Genomic DNA, 19,753 nt, shown 5'->3' with positions numbered 1-19,753 from the left:
CAAAGAGAGAGCGATAGCGAGTCACAATATAAAAATGTCCGATGCAAGTAAGCGAGTATTTATGAACGATAAGTCAGTTTCTAAGTCCACATCTCAACTGGCCACCTTAATCCAAATGGGCAAAGAGCAAGGGTATCTTACCTATGCTGAGGTGAATGACCAGCTGCCCGACTCTATTACCGAAAGCGATCAGATCGAAGATATTGTGCAGATGCTAACCGATGTTGGTATCAAAATCTTTGAGTCTGCCCCTGATGCCGATGACATCTTGATGAACGATGATTCAAGTGATGATGACATGGCAGCAGATGAGGCAGCGGCGGTACTCGCCTCTGTTGAGACTGAGCCTGGTCGTACCACTGACCCTGTCCGTATGTATATGCGTGAGATGGGTACAGTTGATCTTCTTACCCGTGAAGGTGAGATCTCCATTGCTAAGCGTATCGAAGAAGGTATTCGTGATGTACAGCATGCCATGGCATATTGGCCTGGCACCGTACAGTTCGTCCTTGATGAATACCAAAAAGTACAAGATGGCGAAAAAAAGCTATCTGACGTCATCACTGGTTTCTTAGATCCTGAAACCGAAGAAGATAAAATCGCTGCCCAAGAAGCCAAAGATGCGGCAAAAGAAGAGCGTGAGCGCATCAAAGAAGAAAAAGAAAACCCGCCTATCATCAAAGCTAAAGTGAATGCCAAGGCAGCCGCACTTGATGATGACGAAGATGAAGACGAAGACGACGTGGAAGAAGAAGCTGAAGAAGAAACCAGCGGTCTTGACCCAGAAGAAGTACGTTTGCGTCTAGAAGAGATCGAGCATCTATTTATCAAAGCCAAGCAAGCGCTGCTTGATTATGGTCGTGGTAGCGTGCAGGCGGATACTGCGTACGCGTTACTTGCTGAACGCTTTATGATGCTAAAGCTCAATAATCGCTTGTCAGACCAAGTCATGGCGATCATGCATGATGTCTACGACGACGTGCGTAAGCAAGAGCGTCAAATCATGCGTTTGGTGATTCGCCGTGGTCGTATGCCACGTGAAGAGTTCCGTAAGACCTTCCCTAGCAATGAAACCAATGTCGATTGGCTCATTGAGCGTATCAAAGGTAAGCCTGCATTTGCGGGTACGCTAGAAAAAGTCACCGATGACGTTATTTTACTTCAGCGCCGTATTCGTGATTATGAGCAGCAGCTCGATATGAAAATCCACGACATGAAAGACGTGGCACGTCGTATGGCCGTTGGTGAAGCAAAAGCTCGCCGCGCGAAAAAAGAAATGGTTGAGGCCAACTTACGTCTGGTTATCTCTATTGCCAAAAAATACACCAACCGTGGCCTACAGTTCTTGGATCTGATCCAAGAAGGTAATATCGGTCTGATGAAAGCCGTTGATAAGTTTGAATATCGCCGTGGTTATAAGTTCTCAACGTATGCCACATGGTGGATTCGTCAGGCAATCACGCGCTCTATCGCTGACCAAGCGCGTACCATTCGTATCCCTGTGCATATGATTGAGACGATCAACAAGATCAACCGTGTCTCACGTCAGCTGCTACAAGAAATGGGCCGCGAGCCAACGCCTGAGGAATTAGGCGAGCGTTTAGAGATGGACGAAGTCAAAGTCCGTAAGGTGCTCAAGATTGCCAAAGAGCCTATCTCTATGGAGACGCCTATCGGTGATGATGAAGATTCACACCTAGGTGACTTCATAGAAGATGGTACGATCTCAAGCCCTGTCGACGATGCAACGTCTGCTGGACTACAAGAAGCCACTCGTGATGTACTCGGTAATCTAACTGAGCGTGAAGCCCGTGTCCTAAAAATGCGTTTCGGTATCGACATGCCAACGGATCATACTTTAGAAGAAGTTGGTAAGCAGTTCGATGTTACCCGTGAACGTATCCGTCAGATTGAGGCAAAAGCGTTGCGTAAACTGCGTCATCCCTCACGTTCTGAGCATTTACGTTCTTTCTTAGAAAATGACTAATATTCAATGAAGCTAAATAAAAAAAGCCGAGTTTATCTCGGCTTTTTTGTGTTTGTTAAACTATGTTATCAATGCGCGCCTAAATTTTGCTCAGCATCTGGTTTGTCATGCACACCGAAATTGTCTATCATCGTCTGGCTTGCCTCGTTCAAACCAATAAGCTCTACCTCAGTGCCTTCACGGCGAAATTTGATAATGACTTTATCAATCGCAGCGATTGCTGTCATATCCCAAAAATGTGCTCGTGACACGTCAATAACTACTTTAGAGACAGACTCTTTAGGGCGTGTTGAACATTCGCAAATAGGCACTGCTGATCGCTAAAATTGTTCCAGACAAGGCACAAAGCGACGATAATGCAGATGCCTTAGCGAGATTTGTAACGCAGTATGGGGCAATTTTAGCATCAGACCCAACGATAAAAGCAGGGGACAGGACTCTTTTTTGCCGCTTCATCGTTAAAAATAAGCGCTTAGAATGACTAAACTTATTATTTTTAACATCGAATCGCCTAAAAAATAGTCGCTGTCAGTGCCATGGTCGAATGTTCAGCACGCCCTAATATCAAAGGATTCAGTCATACGTTCTGCTGAGGAAAAGAATAGGCGAGGATTTAACTTTTTGGCTATCCCAATTACCGAGCTTAAGTGACCATCCTACTTCTTAGTTTGAATAAATTTATAGTCTTTTGGGCTTTACAGATCTTGATTCTGTATTAGAATCATACGGCACCTGCAATACTACGCTCACAGATTTCATCGCTAGGAAACTGACATGATTGTCCGGCAAACACCCCACCCGTTTAAGATATTTTTCGCCCTTCGCGGTTCAATCATTCCAAAAATATATCCGCAGCTGCTATTGGTTACCATCCTTAGTACAGCCATTACCATTATTCAACACTGGATTCCTGACTCTTTTCCTTATTATGGTATCGCCACTTTTACCTTATTGGGCATCGCATTATCGCTGTTTTTGGGATTTCGAAATAATGCCAGCTATCAGCGTTGGTGGGAAGCACGGATGCTATGGGGCCAGTTGGTATATGATGCTCGCAGCTTAACGCGCCAAGTCCTATCCTTTATAGATGATGACAACGAGCATGGTCGTGAGACTCAGCGCACCATGGTATATCTGACCATTGCTTTTGCACATGCGGTGCGCCACAGGCTGCGTGGTACGCCACCTTGGGCGGACATTGATCCCTTTGTCGCATCCATACATCATGATCGTATGCGCCAAGCGAAAAATGTACCTGATTATATAATGCGCCTCATGGGTAAGCATCTCGGCGATATTCGGCGTCAAGGACTGGTCTCAGAGCAAGTCATCCAAAACATGGATGAGCGCCTGACCTCTATGACGATTGTCTTGGCAGCCTGCGAGCGCATTCATAACACACCGCTACCTTTTGCTTATATGCTGCTGGTACATCGTACGACCTACTTGTATTGCATCATGCTGCCTTTTGGCTTGGTCGCCTCGCTTGGTTGGGCAACGCCCTTGGTTTGTGCCGTGATTGCTTATACCTTTTTTGGGTTAGATGCATTGAGTGAAGAGCTAGAAGAGCCGTTTGGTTTGGCAGCCAACCAACTTCCATTGACGGCATTGTCCCGCACTATCGAGATCAATCTGCGAGAAGCGCTGGGAGAAACCAATCTGCCGACTGATATTATGCCTATTGATGGTTATTTGCCGTAAATATTGCCGTCATCTAAGCGCCATACAATAAACGAGCGGCAAACGTAACTTGAATAATCTACCGCACGCCACTATAAATAGCAGACAAAGGTACTGTAGGTAAAATCTCTACTCTAACCAGCTGATTTATTCAAAAATATTATCTATAAAAGCGAGGCTCATATCATGAGTGATGATTCAAAAAATAACAACGACAACGTCGACAACAATGTAAATAACCCAACCAGCAATCAGCCATCAGTGAAAATCACTGATTTGACGCCAAATAAAGGCGTTCTGAAAGGCAAAAAAACAGACATTCAAAACCCAGAGCTTTGGGAGTTCCCAATGAACTACCCACTCAGCATCATTGGTCATGAAGGTGAACACGAGAGCCTGCTTAATGAAATCAAGCTGATCTTGGGTAGCCAATTCCCTGATTTTGATTTGGCCTCTATTGAAGTGAAACCTTCTAGAACAGGTCGCTTTCATTCAGCACGGGTCAATCTGTACCTAACAGCCGCTGATCAAGTCAATACACTTTATGCCGCGCTTGATAACGCCAAGACGGTTCGGATGGTTTTGTAAATCGTTCAGACAGGTTTAGCGCCTTTTGGTCCAAGTCGTCACTCGCTAGTAATAACATATGGGTGGCGATTTTTTGTGGTTTGATGTACAATCTGCGCCCGCATTATTGCCGCCATGATGATGGTTATCAGGCGACAATCACTGAGAAAATAAAAAGCAAACGGCCGCACTATTTTTACAAAAAATTTATGATTGACCGCATTTGCGTCTAACCCTTATCCCATCGTCCTTTGCCAAAATTTGGACCGTCTACAACCTTGTAGCAACATAGTTTTATCCTAAAATCAATATAGTATTTTCAAAATTTTCCCGCTATATTGTGTCTACCAATTAACAAACACGCTATATGTAGTACTCAGTGATTTTTGCTATCACTATGGGTAGTGGCTGCTTGTTGCCAAAAAACTACTGCTACCATCGACTACAATCGCGTCATAAAGAATGTCTGCCGCTCCTTTGGCGCGCAGCATCACTATAAGCAATCAAAATAGAGGCCAACATGACACATATTGATAAAATCCAAGTAACCAAGCGTGATGGACGTTTAGAGCCTATTAATTTAGACAAAATTCATAAGGTAATAGCGTGGGCGGCGGATGGATTGGACAACGTCTCTGTGTCGCAAGTTGAGCTAAAGTCGCACATCCAGTTTTATGAAGGTATCAAGACTCGTGATATTCACGAAACCATCATCAAATCAGCCGCCGACCTCATCTCTGAGACCACGCCTGACTATCAATATCTCGCCGCGCGCTTGGCGATCTTCCATCTGCGTAAGATTGCTTATAACCAGTTTGAGCCGCCGCACCTGTATGACCATGTCAAAACGCTCACCGACGCTGGCAAATATGATGAGCATATCCTAGCGGACTATAGCCGTGCTGAATTTGATGAATTAGAAGAGTATCTGGATCACTGGCGCGATATGAATTTGGCTTATGCAGCGGTTGAGCAAATGGCAGGGAAATACCTAGTACAAGACCGTGTCACGAAGACCGTGTACGAGAGCCCGCAGTTCCTTTATATGCTGGTTGGTATGTGTCTGTTTAGCCAATACGACAAGTCAGATCGACTTGATTTCGTCAAACGCTTCTATGATGCGACCTCAGAATTCAAAATCTCACTACCGACGCCGATCATGTCAGGTGTGCGTACGCCATCGCGTCAGTTCAGCTCGTGCGTACTGATCGAATGTGGTGATAGCCTAGACTCAATCAACGCGACCACCAGCGCCATCGTACGCTACGTGTCACAGCGCGCTGGTATCGGCATCAACGCAGGTCGTATCCGTGCCCTTGGTAGCCCGATCCGTGGCGGTGAAGCGCAGCATACTGGCTGTATCCCATTCTACAAACTGTTCCAAACGGCGGTGAAATGCTGCTCACAAGGTGGCGTACGTGGCGGTGCTGCGACCCTATTTTACCCATTATGGCATTTGGAAGTTGAGTCATTACTGGTACTCAAAAACAACCGCGGCGTCGAAGACAACCGTGTCCGTCATATGGACTACGGCGTACAATTGAACAAAACGATGTACACGCGCCTCATCAAAGGTCAAGACATCTCGCTATTTTCACCAAGTGACACGCCAGGCCTATATGATGCGTTCTTTGAAGACCAAGACAAATTCGAAGCGCTATATACCAAATACGAAAATGATCCTAACATCCGTAGCCGTCAAATCCCAGCTGCTGATTTGTTCAGCCTAATGATGCAAGAGCGTGCCAGTACGGGTCGTATCTATATCCAAAACGTCGATCATTGCAACACCCATAGCCCATTTGACGCGGCCATTGCGCCGATTCGCCAGTCAAACCTATGTATGGAAATCGCGCTACCGACCAAGCCACTGGATAACATCAATGACGAAGAAGGCGAAATCGCCCTTTGTACGCTATCAGCGGTCAACTTGGGTAAAGTCGAGAGCGTCAGCGACATCGAAGAGCCAGCCGAGCTAATCGTCCGTGCGCTTGATGCCCTACTCGACTATCAAGACTATCCGGTCAAAGCTGCTGAAAATGGCAGTATGCGTCGCCGTACACTCGGTGTGGGCGTGATTAACTATGCTTACTACTTGGCTAAGAATGGCGCACGCTACTCTGACGACAGCGCGCTTGGTCTGACCCATCAGACGTTTGAAGCACTACAGTACTATCTCCTAAAAGCGTCAAACAAATTGGCAAAAGAGCAAGGCGCGTGCCCTGCATTCAATGAGACCACGTACTCACAAGGTATCTTGCCGATTGATACGTACAAAGCCGACTTGGACAAAATCTGCCAAGAGCCGCTACATCTCGATTGGGAAACGCTACGTAGGGATATCACTGAGCACGGTCTACGCAACTCTACCCTAACCGCCTTGATGCCATCTGAGACCTCAAGCCAGATCGCCAACGCGACCAACGGTATCGAGCCACCACGTGGTCTGGTCTCTATCAAAGCCTCAAAAGATGGCATCTTAAAGCAAGTCGTGCCTGAGATTGCTACCCTAAAAGATCAGTACGAGCTCCTATGGCAAATGCCAAACAATGACGGTTACCTAAAGCTGGTCGCTATCATGCAAAAATTCGTCGATCAAAGTATCTCTGCCAATACCAACTACGATCCAGTTCGTTATTCAGGTGGCCGTGTACCGATGAAGATATTGCTAAAAGACTTATTAAACGCTTATAAAATGGGTGTGAAGACGCTGTACTACCATAACACTCGTGATGGTGCCAATGACGCGCAAGCGGATATGGAAGATGATTGTGCTGGCGGCGCGTGTAAGATCTAGGTTTGAAAAAGAATCTCTCTGAAGAGAGTTTCTGATGGATGGCGGGTTTGGCTTTTGGGTTAAGCTCGCTTTTCAATAAAAATATTAGCTTGAATGATGAAAATACTACGGATAGTTTAATTGATATTCATTTACAGGAAGTAACTTTATGAACTTTATCCACTCTGATTTAGGTACGAGATCAAAAGGTGAAGTAGTCCAGATCTCTCTTACCAGTGGAGCCAATGTTCGTCTAATGAACAGCTCAAATTTTGCAAATTATAAAAACGGAAGAAAGCACACATATCATGGAGGGCTAGCTAGGAAAACTCCAATTAATTTAGCTATACCTTCATCTGGTCGTTGGCACCTTGTAGTTGATATGCAAGGTTTACAAGGCAGTACGAAAGCTTCCGTTAAAGTATTGCCTCAAGCTTTACCTGAAATACAAGAAAGATCTTTGCGTGAAGTTCCTAGCTTAGTAAGAGATAATATGCCTCCGTCGGCAAACGTTGATAAAGTAACTTACGATGTATTTATATCGCATGCTTCTGAAGATAAAGATGAGATTGTTAGAAGCCTAGCTCAATCTTTACAGGATAAAGGCCTGAAAGTTTGGTTTGACGAACAAACTTTAAGAATCGGCGATAGTTTACGTCAAAAGATAGATGCAGGACTTGCAAATAGTAAAGTTGGTTTAGTTGTATTATCTCCAGCTTTTTTGAAAAAGGGGTGGACTAATTATGAATTAGACGGAATTGTGACTCGTGCAGTTTCCGAAGAACAAATCATGCTTCCTATTTGGCACAATATTACAAAACAACAAGTAATAGATTTTAGCCCTTCTTTGGCTGATAAAGTAGCTAGAAGTACTGCTACCCATACGATTGACGAAATCGCATTTGAAATTGCAGATTTAATAGAGTCTAGAAAATAGTTTTAATTCAGTCGGTAGTTGATAAATAATTTTCAATCTCACTGTGTCGCTTCTATACCAAATTAACTATGTTATTCGGTTTTTGTATAGTATTAGCATAGAATGCTTCGGAACTTTCCAAATAAGAGACATATTGTAGCCTCATGAATATACTTTCATTGATAAACGAATCATTTATTAGTGGCGTAATGATTACTGTCATTGGTGGGATAATTCTTGCTGCTATAATATATGCTATAAAAGAAATTAAGAGAAGATTTTTTATAGAAAAACGTAAGTTAACTAACGAAATAATTGAATCATTATTTCCTGAAAAAAACTATTTAAAAGCAGAACAACTTCTTGGTTTACCTGACAAAACTTACCACGACTACTCTATTTTCAAAGATGAAGATTTTGACGACCGTATATCTTATACTACAGATCTTTATATCATGGATAACGCTCTATTTAAAGTTACAACCTCTGACAAGATTTCAATATATTCAATTACAGTTTTTAGCTACGATGACTCTATCGTTATTCCTGATATATTTTATCCTTATGATAGTTTCTCTAATAAAGTTACTGAATCTAAAATTTGTAGCGAAATAACCGATCGTATATCTGCAAGCACAACTGTACATACTATAAGAGAAAGATCTTTTGCTATACAGAATCGTACTGGACCTCCATTTTATAAAAGAGTGACTTTTTTTTGTGACGACTTGCTCGAAAACGAAAATACACCTAACGTTTTAATTGGGCAGCAGATATATGGTTTTTGTTTATCCAGTAGTGAAGCGGCATTTTACATTTATAGTAATGAACATTTATAAAAATCTTGATTGTAAGTTGGGTATAGATTTCTACATCCAAAAATAGCAAGCAACAGGAATTTTTATTTAGAAACTTCCCTTCTAAGTAAAAATCTATTAGATCTGTTTGCTCAACCGCAACCTACACGGCCAAAATCGTAAAACGTGATTTGGGTCATATAGATAACACCCAACAAAAATACCTAACTGCAAACTAATACCCAAAAACGGAGGTCATGTGCAATATACCGCAATCATCAAAGACGGTGGTTTGTTTATCCCAAACGTATTTTCAGACCTAAACGATGGTGGCTCGCATATCGTACAAGTCGAGGTTGATATTGCAGCGGTGCGTCAGCAGTTAGAGATGGATGAAGCACCAAAGGCAGCCGTCGCCAAAAAAAGCGTGGCAAAAGCAGCCAAAAAACCAGCATCGCGCGCGGCTAAAAAAGACACAAAAACAGTAGCAGAAGCGTCTGATGTGAGTACCCTACGTAAAAGCGCACTGGATGAATTAGAAGCACTCGATGATAGTGAACTGAGCGAGATATTCAAAGCCTATATGAACGATGGCAAAGAGCCCTCACAGATATCGCTAGAGAACCTTTAACCCAAAAAGCCATTGACCAAAATTTATAATATAATCATATCCAATTTATATAATTTCATAACCATATCAATGATAAAGGCAGTCCCATGACTTACTCGATTTTTTCGCAAACGCCAAACAATGCGCTAACAGAGCCGATGTTCTTTGGTCAGCCCGTCAACGTGGCGCGCTATGACCAACAAAAGCACCCGATCTTTGAGCAATTGATTGAAAAGCAGCTGTCATTCTTTTGGCGTCCAGAAGAAGTCGATGTCTCACGCGACCGTATCGACTTTAGCAATCTGTCCTCGCATGAGCAGCACATATTTTTGAGCAACCTCAAGTATCAGACTCTACTCGACTCTATCCAAGGCCGCAGCCCAAACGTGGTGCTACTACCGCTAGTGTCTATCCCTGAGCTTGAGACGTGGATTGAGACATGGTCGTTTAGCGAGACTATTCACTCGCGCAGCTATACCCATATCATTCGTAATATCGTTAATGACCCAAACATTATCTTTGATGACATTATGCAAAACGAGCACATCTTAGGTCGTGCCTCTGATATCGCTCAATACTATGATGAGCTGTATCGCAACTCGCAGCTATATAGCTTATACGGTCCAGGTACGCATAATATCAATGGCGAGCAAGTGACGGTTGATTTGCGATCACTGAAAAAGCAAATGTATCTATGCATCATGGCGGTCAACGTCCTAGAAGCGATTCGTTTCTATGTGTCGTTTGCTTGCTCGTTTGCCTTTGCTGAGCGCAAATTGATGGAAGGTAATGCCAAAATCATCAAGCTCATCGCTCGTGACGAAGCGCTCCATTTGACAGGTACGCAGCATATGCTGAACCTCATGCGTAATGGTCGTGACGATCCTGAGATGGTCGAGATTGCTGCAGAGTGTTTCGATGAAAGTATTGAGATCTTCCGCAAGGCAGCTGAGCAAGAAAAAGAGTGGGCAGGCTATCTGTTCAAAGACGGCTCAATGATCGGTCTAAACAAAGACATTCTGTGCCAATACATCGAATACATCACTAACTTGCGTATGGAAACCGTCGGCTTGCCAGCGGCGTTCCCGAACTCAAAATCAAACCCAATCCCGTGGATCAACACGTGGTTGTCGTCTGATAATGTGCAGGTCGCACCGCAAGAGACTGAGATTAGCTCGTACTTGGTTGGTCAGATTGACTCTGACTTATCAGACAGCGACTTTGATGACTTTGAATTGTAAGAGCTCAGAGCTATAAAGGTTTTAAGTTATAAAGGCTTGATCTGTAATCATTTTATCGGTTAATAGTAGGGATAGTAATAGCACAGATATCCCAATAGGATGAGCGATGACTTGGGTAATGACCAGTAAAAAGCAGTTCTATCTACATGACGACGAGAGTCTACTAGATGGACTGCTACGCACCGGACACGATGTCAACTATCAATGCCGCGAAGGCTACTGTGGTAGCTGCCGAGTCAAGCGTATTGCTAGCTCGCATACGGTCGATTATCCATTTGACCCCCTTGCCATGATTGAAGAGGATGAAATCCTGCCTTGCTGTTGCCGCGTGCGGGGTGTCATCTATATCAACCATGAGCTGATTGAAAAGCCTTAGCAGGATAGTGAGGACTAAAGACTGGCCTGAACATTAGCTTTGATAAAATTTAACTCAATAAAAAAGCGCGCCCCTTTTCTAAAAGGAGCGCGCTTTTTTGTGTAATTTAGCAACACACTTTATTGTGCTACAGAATCTTGCTCAAACAGTTTCATTAGCTCTTCGCGCATGCGATCACGCTCTGCCTCTGACATCATCGGTGCTTGCTGATCACCTTGGATACTGCCACCCATCCCATCCATGCTCTCACCCTGTAGTACGACAGGACGCTCGATGGGCTCTTGCACTGGACGCTCCTCTAGCATTATTTTTACTTGAGCGTTTTTGCCTTGGCGCAATATTTGTGCATTCAGCTCAGTCGTTGGCGGCTTACGAGCGACATATTGGATCAAGGTATTGGCATCGGTCATCTCGACACCATCGATGGTTAAGATGATATCGCCAACGCGCAAACCACTCTTGGCAGCAGGACTGCCTTCGATGACGTTTAGCACTTCCACGCCCGTTGAGGTCTCAAGCTGCGTTGGGTCACGTAGCTGTGACTGAATTTCGATACCGAGCCAACCACGACTGACGCGACCATCTTTGATCAGCGCGTTCATCACTTGCTCGACCAATGATGTAGGAATCGCAAAGCCAATACCCATCGAGCCACCAGAGCGCGAGAAGATCACCGTATTGATACCGACTAGCTCACCACGAGCATCAACCAGCGCGCCACCTGAGTTACCTGGATTGATCGCCGCATCCGTCTGGATGAAGTCTTCAAACTTATTGACCCCCAATCCAGTACGTCCAGTTGCTGAGATAATCCCTTGCGTCACGGTCTGACCAACCCCAAATGGATTACCAATTGCCAATGCCAAATCGCCTACACGTATCGGATTTTCGCGGAAACCAAGCGGCGTCAATCCTGTCATCTCAACCTTAATCACTGCTAGATCACTATCAGGGTCTGTACCGATGATTTTGGCGCGGCTCTTGCGTCCATCATTGAACGCAACCGTGATCTCATCCGCTTTTTCGATGACATGCGCATTGGTCACGATATAGCCATCTTCTGATACGATCACACCAGAGCCTAGATTGGTATTGCCCTGATCTTGTGATGGGCCACCATGATATTCAAAAAACCGGCGCAATACGGGATCATCCATATAAGGATGCTCTGTCATCGTTTGTGTGGTGTAGATATTGACAACCGACTGCGACGCACGCGCAACTGCATTATGATAAGAAGAGATGGGCGCTGGTGTATCCGCAACTGGGTCTGACGCTTGCTGCTCGGCTGGCGGGGTTCTCGGCGGCTCCCACGTGGCCTCCGATGATGACTTCATACTTGTGAACAACCAGATAAACGCTACTAACACTAGCAGCAATAAGACCCAAGGCAACCATTTTAATAAAGAAACCTTGTTACGGGTGTTATTGGTGTTCTGGGATGACGACATATAGAACCTCTATAAATTTAATGCAGACGGACAGTGAGAAATAAGGTGAGAAGACTGCGATTATTCAATCATCATGGCTTGATTAGGTAATTTCTTGATTAGGCAATTAATAGCCAGAGCTAGGCAGACTCACATGTATAAATTATAACCGCAATGCCGTGAAATAGTAACGTATCGTGTACCATTTCAGTTATCCATCTTGTCTACTCTCTTACAATGCCATGCTAAAATCACTGCTGTCAGACATTTGCGATAGATAATGGTCAATTATTTATCTTTTATGAGTCTCCGTCTTCAAACAACTTTTTTGAAGCACTATATTTGAATGACAATGCATTACTGCAAGGCAATAATAATAAGGAAACCTAATGACCCAAAACACGACTACTGAACCTTCGACCAACAGTATCAGCGCACAAGCCTTAACACAGTTTTGTGACGAGTATTTATCTGCCAGTGTGTTTAAAGACTATGCGCCAAATGGCTTACAAGTAGATGGCGGAACACCCATACAGCGTATCATTACAGGCGTGACAGCGTGCGAGGCGCTGATTGATGCGGCTATCGCTGACAATGCCGATGCGATTATGGTGCATCATGGCTACTTTTGGAAAGGTGAACCTGCGCCTATCACTGGTATGAAAGGCCGACGTATCCGTAAATTGATGCAGCATGGTATCTCTATGATTGGCTATCATTTACCGCTCGATGCACACCCCGTGATTGGCAACAATGCCAAACTAGCAGACGTACTAGATATGACCATTACTGGCGCACTCTACCCCAACGAATCACATCCTGTTGGCAATATCGCCACTTGCACACCACAGAGTGCTGATAGCCTCATCGCAAAGATCACCGAAGCGCTTGGCCGCACGCCACTATATATTTCAGCTAATTATGAGCATTATGCTGATAATAATGCGGAAACGACTGCCAATAGCGAGAGAGTGATCAAACGTGTCGGTATTTGTACAGGCGGTGCCCAAGATATGATCGAACAGGCTGCCATAATGGGCTGTGACGCCTATATCTCTGGTGAAATCTCTGAGCGTACCACGCATATCGCTCGTGAGCTGGGTATTGATTACTTTGCTTGTGGTCATCACGCAACAGAGCGCGGCGGTATTAAAGCACTAGGAGAGATGCTTGCCCAAGAGTTTGGACTGCCAGTAACCTTTGTTGATATTGAAAATCCAGCATAAGATAGCCAATATAGTGGCCATCATTAGGACAGAACTCGAGACGATTAATAAAGACTATGGGCGTTGTTATAGCCATTATCGCAAAACTCATTAATGAGTTTGTGAATATTACGCCCATAATATAGCGACATTTAACCGTTTATATCTCAATTGTTAAGTTTTATCGCTTTTTTCTTAACTCTACTTGAATAATGCAAGCGATATCCGCATATTACTACCTGTAAGAAAGAACGTTTTGTCATGAAACTTCCCATTATTACAGCTTCCGGTTATGGCACTATAATGATATTGGTGGTTATCCAAGAGTTTGCTGCGCACTATAAGCAACATGACTTTGGAGCGCTGCTGACTAAAGCACGATAGCCCACTATATATCGTAGTAGCATCGTGCGTTTATTTTTAGTGTCGCGGTGACAGTTTGCTCAACTGATTTGATAGCGGATATTTTCACCTATCAAATTTGGTTAAGACGCTTACCCTCATCGCTAGACAACTTATGAGCTAGCAAATTTATTACCAATCATTTACGGTATCGCTAGCTCATAGAACCAAGATAGTCAAAGAAAATGGCTTTATTTGCTCAAATAGTAAATGATGATATTTTTTTTTTGACTATATCGTTGTCTCAATAACTTACTCATGACCTTACCTATGTTTGATATATAGTTGTTTGGCCATTAGCCATAATGAATGATCGATGAAGGAATCATCTGATTTACATCCTTCGTGTAATCGTACGCCCAAATTTTGATAAGCCGGTTTTAAACCCTCAAAATGGCGCGCAAAATCAGGCAATGATCATTGGCTAACCCAAAATTCACATCGCTAACTCTTAGAGAGAGCATGCTAGTGGCGCTATAATCAAGCAGGATGACTGACACTTATTTTATTCAAAAGTATGATGTCGTCTGAAATGCTGTATTGATACATGCCAAATGATGTGCATGTATTTTACGCGTTTTTGCGGTAAGAAGGATGGCTAAAATCAGGAGACATCCATGCAACGTATTACTTATCGTGTCAAAGGATCTGCGCAAGGTGCCAAACGTCGTATTTCTCATTTACTACGTCCATCTAAACGCCTACTTAACACCAAAAGTAACATCGTTTCATCTACCCCTACTGCGTCGGGTCGTTTTGCCAGAACCAAGAAGCTGGCACAAGTATCCAGTATTGCTCTGCTCTCTTTGCCTGCACAGAGCCTAACGACAATGAATACAAAGGTATCAGCCTATGCCAATGTCATGCTGCAAAACACTTTGACCATTGCCGCTGTCCCAGGTGATAGTACTTATTTTGCCACTGATGGCTTCCAACATGGCTTTGGTTTTGATCTCGTGCGCACCTATGCAGACGAGCTTGGTGTGGATATCAATCTAAAAGCCTATGCCAATGAAGAGGCTGCACTCAAAGCCTTGAGATCAGGTGACGCTGATATGGCGTTGACCACGGCTAGTACCAAACTAAAAAGCCAGCTCAATCTATCATCTATTAATGTTAGCTGTGGCTACGACTCAAGCTTGACTAAAAACGGTCTGCATCCAAAAGTCAGCTGGACGTTCAGCTCACCTAATGATCCACTGTCCAAAAAAGCCAGTTACTTCTTGTGCGATAGCATCAAGCTAAAAAACACACAGAAACTAGCGGCGTTCTACAATCAGAATTTGCTAAAAGACGCTTATAGTCAGGATCATTTCCAAAAAACACTGACAGAAAAACTGCCTGATTATCAGTCTTCGTTTGAAGAGCAAGCGCGCAATTACAATCATGATTGGGAATTGTTGGTTGCTATGGGTTATCAAGAGTCACATCTTGATGCCAATGCGGTATCTCCGACTGGCGTACGCGGCCTTATGATGCTGACCAATAACACTGCAAAGGCTATGGGCGTGTCAGATCGCGTTGATCCTTATCAAAGTATCGGCGGCGGTGCTCGTTATCTAGAGCAAATGAAAGCAGATTTCGCGGATGTACCTAAGACTGATCGCGTCTGGTTTGCACTTGCTGGTTATAATATGGGTCCAAATGCGGTGAAAAGCATTCAGCGTAAATTACGCGCCCAAGGCATTGACGACAAGAGCTGGGCGAACGTTTATGCGTACTTGGCGGACAACAAAGCATCAAACAGCCGTTATGGCCAAGCAATGCACTATGTTAGCAACATCAGAAGCTATCTTGAGTCTATCAAAACTCAAACTGTCTAGTTAATAGACTCCATTAGATATCAGATATCAGATATCTTAAGATACCTAATTTTTACGTAAAGAAAGCTGCTCTTATATAGAGCAGCTTTTTTATGCGTTACCATTTATGTGGGCGATATTTATATATACATCATTCGATAATACGTTATTGCTTAACGATTGGGTACCGTCAGACGCTGACCACGTTGCAACATAGTATCAGCAGCGATATTATTCATCTCAGCCAATTCTTGGGTTGATACACCATATTTACGAGCTAAACCAATCAAGCTATCGCCTGAGCCAACCGTGTAGCTCACCGTCGCTTTTGGCACTTTTAGGGTCTGTCCACGCTGCAGTTGAGCGTTTGTTGCCAAGTCATTGGTCGCTGCCAAATCCTCTACAGAGATACCAAACTGACGAGCTAAGGCAATCAAGCCATCGCCAGATTTGACTTTGTAATTTTCAGTATTTCCTAGCTTTTTACCGCTGCTACTACTCTGACTGCTACTGCTTTGATTACTGTTGCTTTGACTACTATTAGAAGCCGAAGAGCTTGTAGAAGCCGAAGAGCTTGCCACGCTACCGCCCGCAGGAATAGTAATAGTACGACCTAATATCAAGTTAGACGTCGTGCTCAGGTTATTTGCTGAAGCTAAATCGCTCAAGCCGATATTATAGCGTTTGGCGACACCGGTTAGCGTATCACCTGATTTTACTTTATAGCTGACGGCTTTATCATTCAGTTGGCGATCAACTAACTCTTTTGAAACCGGTACTTTAATCGTTTGCCCACGTTGTAAGCGCGCTCTTGCATCAAAGTTACTGTTTACAGCAGCGATCTCTGCTGCACTAACACCCAAGCTATTTGCAATGCCGATCAAGGTATCACCTGATTTTACTTTATAACTAGTGGTCGCTACTGAGCTTGTATTACTAGCACTACTAGAGCCTGTGGTGCTTGCTGCATCGAAATTAACACTAGCAGGTACTTTTAGTGTTTGACCCACATACAGTGAGCTTGTGCTATTGATACCGTTCAGGCTAGCTAACGTGTCTGTCGATACGTTAAATTGACGCGCTAATGCAATCAGACCGTCACCCGGTTTTACTTTATAGTTCTTAGTCGCAGTACTTGATTTACTTGGTCTGGTAGATGGTGCCGCAGGTGTTGTGGCGGGCGCTTTTACCTTACCAGGTACTAGCCAGAGCTTTTGTCCTCTGAGTAGATCAGCACGGCTACTGAGATTATTGTAGCTGGCAAGCTGTGTGACCGATAAACCAAAACGGTTGGCCGTACCAATAAGCGTGTCGCCACCTTGTACAACATAGCTTTCAGGCTGATTGGCGGCTGGGTTACTGGCAGCGCTTAGCGGCTCGATAGTTTTGGCATTGTATAGATACAACGTGCTGCCAGATAGTAAGTTGGCACTGGCATCTATTTGGTTCCATTCTGCGATATCACGCCAATTTACCCCTGCACGGCTCGCGATATTCGATAGAGTATCGCCACGTTTGACCGTATAAGTGGTACGTGTACCTTGTGGTTTTGGTTTACTAACTGACGTTTTAGCAAAGCTCAGCTTTTTCTCTTCACCGCTTGCTTCTAAGATAGACTGCTGCGTCTGTACGGCTGATAGGTTGATATTACCATCCGCGTTAATAACGTTGGTCTCAGAGGTATTGCTACGGATTTGGTTGGCAATGAAGTCGCGCTCTTCTTTGCTAAGCGGTGGCTCTTGAACAATCGTATTATTCTGAGTAATTTGAGCTGAGGTAGTCGGTAGACTGTTGCTGCTCTTGAGCTCAGCATTGATCTTTTTGGTTTCTGCATTGGTTATTGGCGGCTCAGTACGTACTGAGGCATTACCATTATAGACAGAGCTGCTAGTCGTTTGAGCGGACGGTGAGATATAGCTCGTTGTTTGCTGAGGGACGCTTGCGCTGGCAGCATAATCAGCCAATGCGCTACTGCTGGATGGCAATGACGATGAAGTGTATGGCTTGCTATTGTAGCTTGGTGTCGTTGTAGTTGGGGTGCTTGTATTGCTAAAAGCCAATACATTGCTTGTGCCATTACCACGCAATAGACTCAGTTTGGCATCAGCGTTCAAGCTAACATCGTTAGGAATAATAACGCGCTGTGGACCAGAGGAATCCACACGACCTGAAGTCAATGCCGTGTTGAGTCGCTCTAACTCATCATAACTCACGCCTGTAAGCTGTGATACTTCAGACAAGCTCACACCGTAGTTGACCGGCACACTACGGAAATGCTGACGGTTAGCGATAGCTGGTAGATATACGCCATACTGTTCAGGCTTGGCCACGATTTCGGCTACTGCCAAAAAGCGCGGCACATAATTCATGGTTTCAGTTGGTAGTTGTAGTGACCAGTAGTCTGTTGGTAGTCCACGTGCGGCATTGGCATCAATCGCTTTTTGGATACGACCAGGTCCTGCGTTGTAGGCGGCTAGCGCCAGCTCCCAGCTACCAAACTGATTGTGTAGCGCGGTCAAAAAGTCATAAGCGGCGCGCGTTGATTCGATAACGTCACGGCGACCATCGTAGGTACTGCTCTGATTCAGACCATAGATACGACCTGTACTTGGGATAAACTGCCATAGGCCTGCCGCTGCTGCACTACTGGTACCACTTGGATCGTACGAGCTTTCGATAACTGGTAACAACGCCAGCTCTGTTGGAATGTTGCGGCGCTCAGCCTCTCGTACCGTATGGTAAATGTAGCGACTGGCACGCGCCGTCAAACGGTTTAGATAGTCTTGTCTGCTGGTAAACCAACTCTTTTGCCCTTCGATACGCTGATTATAAATCGGCTTACCACCGTTCATACGATAGCCGGCACGCAAACGATTCCATAGATCACCATACTGCTGAATAGCAAGCTGGTTGCCCTCCACCATCGTCATGTCAGTGGCTTCTAATAGATCTGCCAATTCATCCAAGCTCTCTGCATCCAAAAACGCAGTTGAGTAATCTGCACTGCTCGTAGTCGCCCCTTGATTAGCAGGACGCTTGGTAATAATAGCTGAGCTATTGGTTGCACCTTTATTTTTTACTGTTGAGGTGTTGCTACACGCACTGATGAGTAAAGTTGATACCGCAAGCGTCAATGGTAACGCAACAAACGAGCGAGATTTTGATAGCACAGTAGACATGATATTGGAAGTTTCCTAACGACAGAAAGTGATAAGACAAAGTTGAGAGATAGTATAGTATGCAACGTAAAGTAAAGACCAGCCTAATATAAAAGACACTAATAATCATTTTTATTAGTATCTAATAGATTGTATTGACCAGTATCTAGTTAATAGCTACTTGTGATACTGCACGTAATAATACAGCGTTACCAGTAGATACCGTCAGCGTTACACGAGATGTCGTAACAAATGATGTTTGCTGACCGTCTTTCGTCCAGCTCTCATTTGTCGTTACATTGGCTTTTGCCTGATCTCCTGTAATAACAATGTTATCTACAGAGATATCGTAGCGATAATTGGACGTATCATTCCAGCTGTTTTGCAGCAGCTTCAAATATGCATCTTTGTCTAAGCTGGTAGATTTACCTTTTCTAGATAATGAAATCAATGCATCGTCAGATACCAGACGCGCGACTTGATTGATACTCTGACTATTTGCAGATGATTTCATTGCTGCGGCATAGTTTTGCACCAAAGCTTCGGTCATGGTGGCAGCTTGCGCACTGATACTCACTGTGCTGGCCACTGCTACTATCGCAGTTATACTAGCGCCCTTCAGTAATAGAGTCATTAAGCTCTTTCCCCATAGTCGTTTCATGATAGTCCTTAGCGATGCTACTTTCGTTATTGTCATATATTGGTTGTTGTCATATATTGACAGTGAGCGTTTTTATAACATCTAGTTTAGCAGTATATTGGTGTAAGCGTACTCATATAATAGGCCGAGCCTATCATTGAATTCT

14 protein-coding genes and 1 pseudogene are annotated in these 19,753 nt (G+C 44.1%); 11 read left to right on the top strand and 4 right to left on the bottom strand.

What is annotated here, in order from left to right:
- Window positions 1-61: 61 nt before the first annotated feature.
- The gene (gene rpoD / locus AC58CZ_RS06580) at window positions 62-1,987 is read left to right on the top strand and encodes an RNA polymerase sigma factor RpoD (RefSeq protein ID WP_075106119.1); all 1,926 of its coding nucleotides are present in this window, start codon (window positions 62-64) and stop codon (window positions 1,985-1,987) included.
- A gap of 68 nt (window positions 1,988-2,055) precedes the next feature.
- Here the strand turns inward: rpoD and AC58CZ_RS06575 are convergent.
- Window positions 2,056-2,268 (bottom strand): annotated as a pseudogene (locus AC58CZ_RS06575) (STAS domain-containing protein); the annotation flags it as partial.
- A gap of 493 nt (window positions 2,269-2,761) precedes the next feature.
- Here AC58CZ_RS06575 and AC58CZ_RS06570 point away from each other — a divergent pair.
- From AC58CZ_RS06570 to yfaE, 8 genes are all read left to right on the top strand, one after another.
- Entirely contained in the window at window positions 2,762-3,688 is a 927-nt protein-coding gene (locus AC58CZ_RS06570; protein ID WP_494224399.1) for a bestrophin family protein, read from the top strand.
- Window positions 3,689-3,934: 246 nt separating this feature from the next.
- A complete protein-coding gene (locus AC58CZ_RS06565; protein ID WP_494224466.1) occupies window positions 3,935-4,255 on the top strand; it encodes a DUF493 family protein in 321 nt (106 codons plus the stop codon).
- 499 nt (window positions 4,256-4,754) lie between these two features.
- Complete coding sequence (nrdA, locus tag AC58CZ_RS06560; protein ID WP_494224398.1) at window positions 4,755-7,031, top strand: class 1a ribonucleoside-diphosphate reductase subunit alpha; 2,277 nt, start codon at window positions 4,755-4,757, stop codon at window positions 7,029-7,031.
- Window positions 7,032-7,179: 148 nt separating this feature from the next.
- Window positions 7,180-7,947, top strand: a complete 768-nt coding sequence (locus AC58CZ_RS06555; protein ID WP_494224397.1) for a DUF1883 domain-containing protein — start codon at window positions 7,180-7,182, stop codon at window positions 7,945-7,947.
- A gap of 143 nt (window positions 7,948-8,090) precedes the next feature.
- Entirely contained in the window at window positions 8,091-8,765 is a 675-nt protein-coding gene (locus AC58CZ_RS06550; RefSeq protein ID WP_494224396.1) for a hypothetical protein, read from the top strand.
- 217 nt (window positions 8,766-8,982) lie between these two features.
- Window positions 8,983-9,354 carry a hypothetical protein gene (locus tag AC58CZ_RS06545; protein WP_494224395.1) on the top strand — a complete coding sequence of 124 codons (372 nt, stop codon included), beginning with the start codon at window positions 8,983-8,985 and terminating at the stop codon, window positions 9,352-9,354.
- 86 nt (window positions 9,355-9,440) lie between these two features.
- Window positions 9,441-10,574, top strand: coding sequence for a class Ia ribonucleoside-diphosphate reductase subunit beta (gene nrdB / locus AC58CZ_RS06540; RefSeq protein ID WP_494224394.1), 1,134 nt, complete (start codon window positions 9,441-9,443; stop codon window positions 10,572-10,574).
- A gap of 106 nt (window positions 10,575-10,680) precedes the next feature.
- The gene (gene yfaE, locus AC58CZ_RS06535) at window positions 10,681-10,950 is read left to right on the top strand and encodes a class I ribonucleotide reductase maintenance protein YfaE (protein WP_494224393.1); all 270 of its coding nucleotides are present in this window, start codon (window positions 10,681-10,683) and stop codon (window positions 10,948-10,950) included.
- Between the two features lie 119 nt (window positions 10,951-11,069).
- Here yfaE and AC58CZ_RS06530 read toward each other — a convergent pair whose 3' ends face one another.
- Window positions 11,070-12,401 (bottom strand): trypsin-like peptidase domain-containing protein, encoded by a 1,332-nt coding sequence (locus AC58CZ_RS06530; RefSeq protein WP_494224392.1) that lies wholly within the window; start codon window positions 12,399-12,401, stop codon window positions 11,070-11,072.
- Between the two features lie 368 nt (window positions 12,402-12,769).
- Between AC58CZ_RS06530 and AC58CZ_RS06525 the strand changes: the two genes are divergently transcribed.
- Both AC58CZ_RS06525 and AC58CZ_RS06520 read left to right on the top strand, forming a co-directional pair.
- Window positions 12,770-13,606 (top strand): Nif3-like dinuclear metal center hexameric protein, encoded by an 837-nt coding sequence (locus tag AC58CZ_RS06525; protein WP_494224391.1) that lies wholly within the window; start codon window positions 12,770-12,772, stop codon window positions 13,604-13,606.
- Between the two features lie 998 nt (window positions 13,607-14,604).
- A complete protein-coding gene (locus AC58CZ_RS06520; RefSeq protein WP_223332941.1) occupies window positions 14,605-15,810 on the top strand; it encodes a transglycosylase SLT domain-containing protein in 1,206 nt (401 codons plus the stop codon).
- Between the two features lie 152 nt (window positions 15,811-15,962).
- Here the strand turns inward: AC58CZ_RS06520 and AC58CZ_RS06515 are convergent, their stop codons facing one another.
- Together AC58CZ_RS06515 and AC58CZ_RS06510 are read right to left on the bottom strand one after the other, a co-directional pair.
- Entirely contained in the window at window positions 15,963-18,968 is a 3,006-nt protein-coding gene (locus AC58CZ_RS06515; protein WP_494224390.1) for a LysM peptidoglycan-binding domain-containing protein, read from the bottom strand.
- A 145-nt stretch (window positions 18,969-19,113) separates the two neighbouring features.
- Complete coding sequence (locus AC58CZ_RS06510) at window positions 19,114-19,581, bottom strand: nuclear transport factor 2 family protein (protein ID WP_227511612.1); 468 nt, start codon at window positions 19,579-19,581, stop codon at window positions 19,114-19,116.
- Window positions 19,582-19,753 lie beyond the last annotated feature (172 nt).

Source organism: Psychrobacter sp. CR212 (assembly GCF_059693765.1).
Note: the sequence above shows the minus strand (reverse complement) of the source record. Positions and strands in the feature narration are given on the sequence as shown.

Excerpts from the sequence above, each read along its gene's own strand:
- rpoD (WP_075106119.1), top strand. The coding sequence starts at position 62 with ATGAACGATAAGTCAGTTTCTAAGTCCACATCTCAACTGGCCACCTTA.
- AC58CZ_RS06570 (WP_494224399.1), top strand. The coding sequence starts at position 2,762 with ATGATTGTCCGGCAAACACCCCACCCGTTTAAGATATTTTTCGCCCTT.
- nrdA (WP_494224398.1), top strand. The coding sequence starts at position 4,755 with ATGACACATATTGATAAAATCCAAGTAACCAAGCGTGATGGACGTTTA.
- AC58CZ_RS06555 (WP_494224397.1), top strand. The coding sequence starts at position 7,180 with ATGAACTTTATCCACTCTGATTTAGGTACGAGATCAAAAGGTGAAGTA.
- AC58CZ_RS06550 (WP_494224396.1), top strand. The coding sequence starts at position 8,091 with ATGAATATACTTTCATTGATAAACGAATCATTTATTAGTGGCGTAATG.
- nrdB (WP_494224394.1), top strand. The coding sequence starts at position 9,441 with ATGACTTACTCGATTTTTTCGCAAACGCCAAACAATGCGCTAACAGAG.
- yfaE (WP_494224393.1), top strand. The coding sequence starts at position 10,681 with ATGACTTGGGTAATGACCAGTAAAAAGCAGTTCTATCTACATGACGAC.
- AC58CZ_RS06530 (WP_494224392.1), bottom strand. The coding sequence starts at position 12,401 with ATGTCGTCATCCCAGAACACCAATAACACCCGTAACAAGGTTTCTTTA.
- AC58CZ_RS06525 (WP_494224391.1), top strand. The coding sequence starts at position 12,770 with ATGACCCAAAACACGACTACTGAACCTTCGACCAACAGTATCAGCGCA.
- AC58CZ_RS06520 (WP_223332941.1), top strand. The coding sequence starts at position 14,605 with ATGCAACGTATTACTTATCGTGTCAAAGGATCTGCGCAAGGTGCCAAA.
- AC58CZ_RS06515 (WP_494224390.1), bottom strand. The coding sequence starts at position 18,968 with ATGTCTACTGTGCTATCAAAATCTCGCTCGTTTGTTGCGTTACCATTG.
- AC58CZ_RS06510 (WP_227511612.1), bottom strand. The coding sequence starts at position 19,581 with ATGACTCTATTACTGAAGGGCGCTAGTATAACTGCGATAGTAGCAGTG.